The organism is Candidatus Zixiibacteriota bacterium (genome assembly GCA_020853795.1).
Classification (GTDB): Bacteria; Zixibacteria; MSB-5A5; order CAIYYT01; family CAIYYT01; genus JADJGC01.
The window spans coordinates 1-8,365 of sequence record JADYYF010000203.1 but is presented as its reverse complement, the minus strand read 5'-3'; the positions used below and the strand labels follow the sequence as shown (position 1 = coordinate 8,365).

8 protein-coding genes are annotated in these 8,365 nt (G+C 58.8%); 4 read left to right on the top strand and 4 right to left on the bottom strand.

Features of this window, described 5'->3' with window-relative positions:
* The 4 genes from IT585_15070 to IT585_15055 form a co-directional block, all read left to right on the top strand.
* Window positions 1–989, top strand: a 989-nt coding sequence (locus tag IT585_15070; GenBank protein ID MCC6964572.1) for a response regulator, incomplete at its 5' end; no start/stop codon positions are given.
* Window positions 990–1,045: 56 nt separating this feature from the next.
* Entirely contained in the window at window positions 1,046–2,959 is a 1,914-nt protein-coding gene (locus IT585_15065) for a thioredoxin family protein (protein ID MCC6964571.1), read from the top strand.
* Between the two features lie 147 nt (window positions 2,960–3,106).
* Window positions 3,107–3,874, top strand: coding sequence for a DUF2064 domain-containing protein (locus IT585_15060; GenBank protein MCC6964570.1), 768 nt, complete (start codon window positions 3,107–3,109; stop codon window positions 3,872–3,874).
* Complete coding sequence (locus IT585_15055) at window positions 3,875–4,618, top strand: creatininase family protein (protein ID MCC6964569.1); 744 nt, start codon at window positions 3,875–3,877, stop codon at window positions 4,616–4,618.
* 439 nt (window positions 4,619–5,057) lie between these two features.
* On the opposite strand, the gene IT585_15050 is transcribed toward IT585_15055, so the two are convergent.
* The 4 genes from IT585_15050 to IT585_15035 all read right to left on the bottom strand — a co-directional run.
* Window positions 5,058–6,308, bottom strand: coding sequence for an outer membrane protein transport protein (locus IT585_15050; GenBank protein MCC6964568.1), 1,251 nt, complete (start codon window positions 6,306–6,308; stop codon window positions 5,058–5,060).
* Window positions 6,309–6,326: 18 nt separating this feature from the next.
* Window positions 6,327–6,908, bottom strand: a complete 582-nt coding sequence (locus IT585_15045) for a hypothetical protein (GenBank protein MCC6964567.1) — start codon at window positions 6,906–6,908, stop codon at window positions 6,327–6,329.
* A 26-nt stretch (window positions 6,909–6,934) separates the two neighbouring features.
* Window positions 6,935–7,762, bottom strand: coding sequence for a hypothetical protein (locus IT585_15040; GenBank protein ID MCC6964566.1), 828 nt, complete (start codon window positions 7,760–7,762; stop codon window positions 6,935–6,937).
* 345 nt (window positions 7,763–8,107) lie between these two features.
* A partial coding sequence (locus IT585_15035; protein ID MCC6964565.1) for a nitroreductase family protein occupies window positions 8,108–8,365 on the bottom strand: 258 nt, incomplete at its 5' end.

The following is an 8,365-nucleotide window of genomic DNA, read 5'->3' as shown; positions in this document are numbered from 1 at the left end:
TGGTGGCGGACGCCTCCGAGACGATTATCGCGGTGTGCCGCAAGCTGCTGACGCAGCACGGCTATGACGCGAATCTGTTCCAGGACGGCACGAAGGCGCTGGAGGAATTGAAGCGGGGGGACTACGAGCTGGCGGTGATTGCGACCTCGACGCAAAACGTCAGCGGGTACTTCATCGTGCAGGAGCTGCGCAAGGATCGCGCCAAGGCGCAGTTGCCGATTTTGATGCTGTTGGGGAGTTCGGAGTTGCTCGACACCAAGGAGCTGGTGCAGGTGGCGCCGAACGACACGCTGAGCAAGCCGTTTTCGCCGCAAGAATTGCTGTTCAAGATCGATAAGCTGCTGAAGAACACCGTCGAGGGCGAAGCGACTGAAGACAGCAAGGACGAAAGCGATATCGAGAGCATTCTCACCGACGACGACAACAGTTTTGAGAAGAAGATTTCCAGCGCGACCGACAAGATATTCTTGAGCATGCTGAAGCAGTCGACCTCCGAACAGCCGCGGGCCAACAAGCCGAGCCTGGACAAGCTGGATCTCACCGAAGACCAATACGACGTCGAAGCGGCACGGCCGGAAGTGCGTCACGAGGACACGCCGCACGACTACGACTGGTTCATTCGTGAGATGTCGGGCGAAGAGGGGAAGAAGAATGAGGTCAAGCCGTTTGTCCCGCAGGGCGGCCCGACGGGGAAGTTCCAGGTTGAGGAGATCGGATCGACCAAGATTTCGATCGACCAACTGAAGAAGATGCAGCAGGTCGCCGAGGACAGCAAGACCAAGGTCTATATCGAGAAACTGCAGGCGCCGTTGGAAGCGGACACGAGCCTGGCCGGTCCCAAGCCGGAAGACAGCGGCAAGCTCGACCAGCGCTCGCTGTTTATCAAGTTCTTTGCCGAGGCGCTGGCGCGCGACTTGGCCAAGAGCATCGATTTTGAGCGCTTGCTCGAACGGATGCAGGAGCCGGAGCCGCTCAAGGGCAAGAAATAATCTTGCATCCAATCCTCGGGTTCGTTTTATAATCCACGACAGAATTGTACGACTTGATGATGCCGAAGATCATTCGCTTATTCCTTTTGAGTCTCCTGGTGATGGCGCCGGCGCTGCGGGCGCAGGAGGCGTTTGATCTTTCCGGGATCGCCGGGGGCGACGACCAACTTGTCACCGCCCACTCGGTATTTTCGACGAGCGCGGCGGCTCCGGGGACGACACAGGAAGCGGCCGTGATCGTCACAATCGCGGAGAGTTGGCATATCAATTCCGCCAAGCCTTACCAAAGTTACCTGATTCCTGCGAAAGTCCAATTCGACACCCTGCCCGGCATCACGCCGCGCACGATCATGTATCCGGCGGGCCTTGATGCGATGCTGGTGGGGGAGAAGATGTCGGTCTATGAGGGGACGACGGCGATCAAGTTCAAGGTGGATATTGCGCCGACAGTGGCGGCGGGAGACTATAAAATCCCGGTGCGGTTGACGTACCAGCCGTGCAACGATAAGGAATGCCGCGCGCCCCAGACAATTCCGGTTGACCTGGCGATCAGCGTCGGTGGCGCCGGAGTGCCGCTCCACGCCGAAATCTTCGGCGCAGCCATCCAGCCAAGTACAGACAAGAAAGCGGTTGCCGCACCGGTCACGCCAACGACGACCGCCGCAGCGGGTGAGCAGGATAACGACCTGCAGCGGTTGATCGACGAGCACGGGTTCTGGGGGTACTTCATGGCGCTGGGATTGGCGTTCATTACCGGCCTGCTGTTGTCCTTCTCGCCGTGCACGTATCCGATGATTCCGATCACGGTGAGCATTTTTGCCGGACGCGAGCGCTCGATCGGGCGGGGCTTCCTGATGTCGTTGTTATACGTCGGTTCGATGGCGGTGGTCTACGGCATCATGGGACTGATCGTGTCGCTGGTCGGAGGCGTGTTCGGCGCGTGGCTGGCGAGTCCGCCGGTGGTGATCGGGATCGCAGTCGTTTTCGTAATTTTCTCGCTGTCGATGTTCGGGTTATACGAGTTGCAGGTACCGGCAGCATTGAGGAACAAGTTGGGGCGAAGCGCCGGCGGCGGCGGAATCGGCAGCGCGATTGTGCTGGGGATCGTCGCGGCGCTGGTGGTGTCGCCGTGCGTGGGGCCGTTCGTGGCGGGGATCTTGCTGTACATTGCGACGGCAGGATCACCGGTCGTGGGCTTTTTGGTGCTGTTCGTCTTTGCGCTGGGGCTGGGCACGCTGTACATCATCATCGGCACATTTTCCTCCGCGATCAGCGCCCTGCCAGGTTCGGGTGGCTGGATGGAAGCGGTGAAGAAGTTCTTCGGGTTCGTGCTGCTGTTGATGGCAGTGTATTTCCTAAGCACCATCATCACGCCGGAGATCACGGCGGTGTTGACCGGCATCATCCTGCTGGTCTTGGGCGTGTTCGGCGGCGGCTTCGACCGGCTGACGCCGGAATCGGGATTCTTCCTGCGCTTGAAGAAGCTGGTCGGCATCGCGGCCTTGTTGATGGCGTTCTATCTGCTGGGTGGGACGATTCTGCGCAGCGGGTTGATTTTGCCGCCGGCGGCGGAGTGGTTGCCGGCCGGCAGTGGCGTCGTCGGCGCGGCGGAGACGGCGTTGATTCCGTGGGACAGCGATTTGGAGTCGGCGCTGGCGCGCGCGCAGGCAGAAGGGCGGCCGGTATTGATCGACACCTGGGCGACCTGGTGCGTGAACTGCAAGATTCTCGAGAAGAAGACCTTCAACAATCCGGCCGTTGCAGCCGCGGCGCGGCGGTTTCAGCCGATCAAGGTGCAGCTCGAGAATTCGAACACGCCGATCACGAAAGACTTCATGGCGCGCTTCGGTCTGAAGCACTACTCCCTGCCGACCACGTTGCTGCTGGATTCCTCCGGGAAAGTGCAGCGGATTCTGCAAGGCGTCGTGGCGCCGGACGAGATGATCGCCGCACTGCAGGCGATCGAATAGTCAAGCACTTTTTCAACACCACGAAATTCGCCGACCAAATTTTCCGACGCGAAAAATCCGCGCGCACCTGCAAAATGCTTGTGTTCACTTCGGCTCCGCGTATATTCCAAGCACAGGAGACACAGCAAAGTTGAGTTGACCTGCGTTATGTCGAAAGCGAAAGCGGACTCCGAAAAAAACGCCATCATTGTCTATCTGGAAGACAAGCACCGTCTGCGGGTGCAGTCGCAGTTTTCCGAATCGATCCCGCTGGACGATGCGAATGCCTTGTATCAGGCATTCGTCGAGGACACAATCGCGGCCTGCCTGACGGTCGAAAGCACGCTGATCATCGCCTACACCAGCGAACGCGCGCGCGAAATCATCGCCACGGCGATTGCGAATCTGCGCAGCAGTCTGAAGGGCAAGGCGCGGGCGCGGCTGGAGAACGGCGATGTGCAGATGCTGCCGCAGTCGGAGAGCGACGTGACGGCGAATTTTGAAGCGGCATTTCGCAAGTGCTTCGAGAGCGGCCACGACAAGGCGCTGCTGATCGACTGCGTTACGCCGACGTTAAGCAAGCGGATGCTGGAAAACGCCTTCAAGGTATTAAAGAAGAAGGACATCGTGTTCGGGCCGACGCTGGAGGGCAGCTATTACCTGCTGGGGATGCGCAAGATCGTGCCGCCGGTATTCAATCAAATCGACTGGTCGAATGCGGACGAAATCTATAGCCGGATGGTTGAGGTGGCGCAAGCGGACGAGTTGAACTGGGAAGAAATCGAATTGTGGTATGACTTGCGGCAGCCGGGCGATCTGGAATTTCTCGTGCGCGACATCAACGCCTTCCGCATCGGCGGCGATGAGAATTCCGCCAAGGCCACGGAAGCGATTCTGGAGACGTTGTTTCAGAAGCTCGGGGGCGAGGAGCTGTAGATGGCCTGGTACAAACTCGAAGCAATGCTCTGGCAGGAAGTGCAGGAGATCGTTCCGGCCAAGTGTGATCTGGCCTTTTTGCCGGTCGGGACGATCGAAGCTCATGGCGCGGCGGCAATCGGTACGGACAATATTATTCCGATCGCGATTGCGGATTACCTGGGTGAACGCTTCAGGGCGATCGTGGCACCGTGCGTGCACTACGGTATCACCAAATCGCTGTACGGCTATGCCGGCTCGCTCACGGTGCGACCGGAGATTTTCACCGAGTACATTCTGGATATTCTGCATTCGCTCCAGGACAAGAAATTCCGGCGCGTCGTGATCGTCAACGGACACGGCGGCAATAACAGCGCGCTGAAAGATGCGGCCTACCGGGCGTTCCAGGAGTTCGGCCTGAAGGTAGCGGTGGTGCATTGGTGGACGCTGTGCGAAGACGTGACGCAGGAAGTTTACGGCGGGCCGGGTGGTCATGCCGGGCGCGACGAGACGGGATTCGTGATGTCGATTGATCCGAAGTATGGCAAGAAAGCGCGCTACGACAAGATGCTGGCGTACAAGATGAACGCGGGCGCGGATGTCTTCCCGATTCCCGGGTCAGTGTTGATTTACGATAAGGATGGGCGCGGCGAACCTGATTTCGATGCGAAGAAGGGGAAGGTGTACGCGGATAAAGTGAAAAAGCGGATGGGGGATTTTCTCGAAGATGTGTTCGAGCGGTGGGCGAAGTTCTTTCCGGAATAGAAATACGTCCTGATCGCAGAGGTTGTGGTTCACAAACGGAGGAAGGCGCAGCGGGGAATGTACCACTCAACGCCCCTGACTCTGTTTGCTAAGGGGAAATCGTTGGGTGAATCACGCCACAAGCCACCGTTCCTCGGGACGCCACGCAGGCGGTGGGGGACCGGCGTCGGGTTGGCAGTGGTGACGCGTGAAATAGAGTGCTGCCGCAACGTCAGGAGCCGACTGAAGTCGGCACTACAGGGGGGCAGCACAGCGGGCAGCACAGAGGGCGTCAGGAGCCGACTGAAGTCGGCACTACAGGGGAGCAGCAAGAGTTGATTGAGGTCGGCGAGACAGGGGGATGAACTTCTGAGCGCGGAGATTGCTTCGTCGCGGCGGACCGCAGAGGAACCGGCAAAGGTCCGGGCGCTGCTCGCAAGGACAAGGAGCGCGAGGGCGGTTAGATGCGATACGCGACCGAGAACATCAGTTTGCTGGAGGTGAATTCCTGAGCCAGATCGAGAGTACGGTTATCGAGTTCGTAGCTGGCGCGCGCGAAGCCGACATCGAGCATCGCCACGCGATCGATCAAGTAACTGAGTCCAAACGAAAACGAGTTGCGATCCTTCTCGATCTGGTTGGAGGCGAAAAAGCCGGAGAAGGGAAGCGGGTCGTGTTTGTAGCCGCCGCGCACGATCAAGCCGTATTGGGGAAAGGTGTATTCGGCACCGAACCGGAAATTGATCGACTCGTCGTAGGAGTTGCGCAAATCGCGGTTGAGGTCTTCGAGATCAAAATCGCCGTCATATTCCAACTGGGTCCAATCGGTGTAGCCGACGTTGCCTTCGATGAGGAACGTGCGGGTGCGGAAAGCTAATCCGCCATTGAAGACGAAGGGGTGGGTGAGATGGTATTCGTAGTAGCCAACCTCGGTATCCTCGGAGCCATTCTCGATGGTGCGCTGGATGTAGTTCTGCTCGACTTTGTACTTGGTGGGGACGTCGATGGTCAGCGCGGCCGAGAGATTCTGCGTTAAGTCGGCCAGAGCGCCGAGTCGCAGGCCGACGGCGGAGTAATTGTCTTCGATGTTGTCGATGTACTCCAGATCGGAGCTCAGCGAGGATTGTTGGTAGTTCCAATAGTAGTCTTCACCGCCGTTGAAATAAGTCAGGGTCAAGCCGGCAGAAATACGCGCCGACAACTCGATGGCGGCGGCGGCGGACCATTCGCGGATACCGCCCGATTCTTCTTCGACGGCGTGCTGGGAGTTGTCCAGAACCGGGGAGTCGAAGGTGAACGTGCGATCAAAGGAGCGGGTGCGGTTGACACCGAAGGCGACAACGAGCGCGCCGCGATAGGTCGGCACCGGCACCGTCAGGTTGAGCGAGCCGAGGCGCGTACGCGACAGGTTGTTTTCGGCGGAATAGGCGTGGGCAGCGACGGTCTTATTCGTGAATTTCTCGTGCGAAAGCGCGCCATAGAATTCGGGGCGGCGGATCTTGGTCAGCGCGGCCGGGTTGTAGACGATGGCGGTGCCGTCCTTGGTCGAGACGACAACGGCCTCACTCATGCCGACGGCGCGGCCGCCGATGCCGAAAAAGTTATCAGCGGAAGCTTCGCTCACGAACGATTCCTCCTGAGCGAAGGCCGCGACGCAGAGAAACAGCACGAGCGTCAGGAGAGGAAATACCGGCAATGGTCGGGGAAACATCAGAGCAGCTCCTTTGGGTTACTTGCCGCGGCGCTTCGGCGGTTTGGAATCTTCTTTTTTGTCGTCGGTGTTGGTATTCGGCGGCGGTGTTGTGCCGGTATTCCCGCCGGTGGTGGTACCGGTGTTGGGATTGGTGATTACCGGCGGCGGATTCGATCCGGAATTGAAGGTCGGGAGACTGGGAATGAGCGGTTCGGCGCCGGTGACGTAGGGCGGCGGCAGGCCGCGTTGCCGCTCGGGGCGCGCGATCTTGTCGACGGTATCGATGACGACGCTCGATGGCGAGCCGCTGCTGTTGTACCAATAGTCATCCCACCACCACGGATAGGCATAGTAGTCGCCCCAGCGGGGGTACTCCCAGTAATATTCGGGCAGGGGATTGTAGTAAAAGCCGTAAGGATATTCGGCGTAGTCGCGGTGACAACTGACGCAGTCGTAGTCGCCGGGCGAGTGGTTGTAACCGGCTTGCGTCGATGCTTCGGGTGAGACCTCGGTCATCGTATCCATCGAAGGATGGCGGATGATGGTGTAACAACCGATGGAGGTGATTGCCAGCGCAATGGCAATGACCACGGCGATCAAAATCTGTTTGGCGTTCATGAGCACCTCCTACGGTTTATACACCGTTAGAAGAATTCAAGATAAGTAATCCTCAGCCCGCGCGTCGGCGATTTCGTATCGTTGCGATTCTCGAACAAGTTTTCGAAGTCGAAGCCGATTTCGAGCCGTTCCGAGAAAATCCAGCGAATCCCCACATTGAAGTAACCCCAACCCTTGCCCGACAGTTCCGAGTCGCGGTTGTCGGAGAGGGCGAGATCGTATTCGGCGACCAGGAGCAGATCGTCCTGCAACTGCAAATCAGCACCGAAGAAGACGGAGACGTCGTCATCGTTGTCGACGTCATTTTCGAGCGAGTAATAGGCACCGGCGTGCAGGCCGGAAGACCACTGATAGGTCTTGTATCCTTTAGATACGACACCATAAAAGCCTTTGGACTTGTACATAAACCGCTTGAGATCGTTATAATAGCGGCCATAGCCCTGGCCCTCGTAGCCCAAGGCGATGGCGGGCATATATATCGTCTCGGTAATCAGTTGGTACTTGACGAGAAACTCGACTTCGTCGTACCAGTCGGCGCCGACGTCGCCGAGGATTTTCTCGCCGCCGTAGGACATCCCGACCATAAAGCGGCGGTGCAAGCCGATGGTGGTCTGACCGACGAGCGAGCCGTTGGCCGAGGCGCGGAGTTGCACGTCGAAGCTGGCGCGCGGCATGGTGGCGGCGGTCGGGCAATCGACGAGTTGGCGCGGCGGCTGGTTGTCGTAGGAATAGATGCGCGTCACGCCGCGCTGGGAGCGGTCATCGCGCTCGCCCCGGTCGCCGCGGCCCGATTGCGCGTAGACGAGCGAGGTTAATAGCATGAGTGCCAGAATTTGCAGCAAAAGTCGGGGCATCCGTGCCTCCTGAAGAAATGGGCCAAAAGCATTCATGCTTGGAATCTAACGCCCTCCCGGCGACGGTCAATAAAAACTTCCCACCATTACGAATTGAGAGCAAGCGGCGTGCCCGGTAGGGATCAAAGGCAAGTGCGCGTGAACAGCGGGGAAATTGCGATTGGAACGAAGAGGACATGACGGGCGCGACCAGAAAGCGTTCGTTCGGAGTTGTGGCGGCACTGAAACTGTGCGATGACAGGGGGAGTTCGCTCCTCGCAATGACAACAACAGGTTTCGCTCCCCGAAATGAGACTTGGAGAAATTGCTGTCGATCATCGCAACAGCGGCCTTTATCAGCAAGCCTCAGAGCGGGGTGTTGAAGTCCTCGGAGCAGAAGATTTCGGCGGCGGGCTTGCGCTCGGTGGCGGCCGGAGTGTAATGCGGGTAGCCGATCGCGAGCACTGAATGCACTTCGGCGGACTCCGGTATTTTGAGCAGGCGGCGGATTTTCCAGGCGTTGTAGGCGCCGATCCAGCAGGTGCCGAGTCCGAGTTCGACGGCCTGCAGGGTCATGAACGCATTGGCAACGGCCAAATCTTGCAGGCGGATTTCGCGTTTGCG

What these genes read in the sequence shown, in the direction of transcription:
- IT585_15065 (MCC6964571.1), top strand. Translation starts at nt 1,046, where the DNA reads ATGATGCCGAAGATCATTCGCTTATTCCTTTTGAGTCTCCTGGTGATG.
- IT585_15060 (MCC6964570.1), top strand. Translation starts at nt 3,107, where the DNA reads ATGTCGAAAGCGAAAGCGGACTCCGAAAAAAACGCCATCATTGTCTAT.
- IT585_15055 (MCC6964569.1), top strand. Translation starts at nt 3,875, where the DNA reads ATGGCCTGGTACAAACTCGAAGCAATGCTCTGGCAGGAAGTGCAGGAG.
- IT585_15050 (MCC6964568.1), bottom strand. Translation starts at nt 6,308, where the DNA reads ATGTTTCCCCGACCATTGCCGGTATTTCCTCTCCTGACGCTCGTGCTG.
- IT585_15045 (MCC6964567.1), bottom strand. Translation starts at nt 6,908, where the DNA reads ATGAACGCCAAACAGATTTTGATCGCCGTGGTCATTGCCATTGCGCTG.
- IT585_15040 (MCC6964566.1), bottom strand. Translation starts at nt 7,762, where the DNA reads ATGCCCCGACTTTTGCTGCAAATTCTGGCACTCATGCTATTAACCTCG.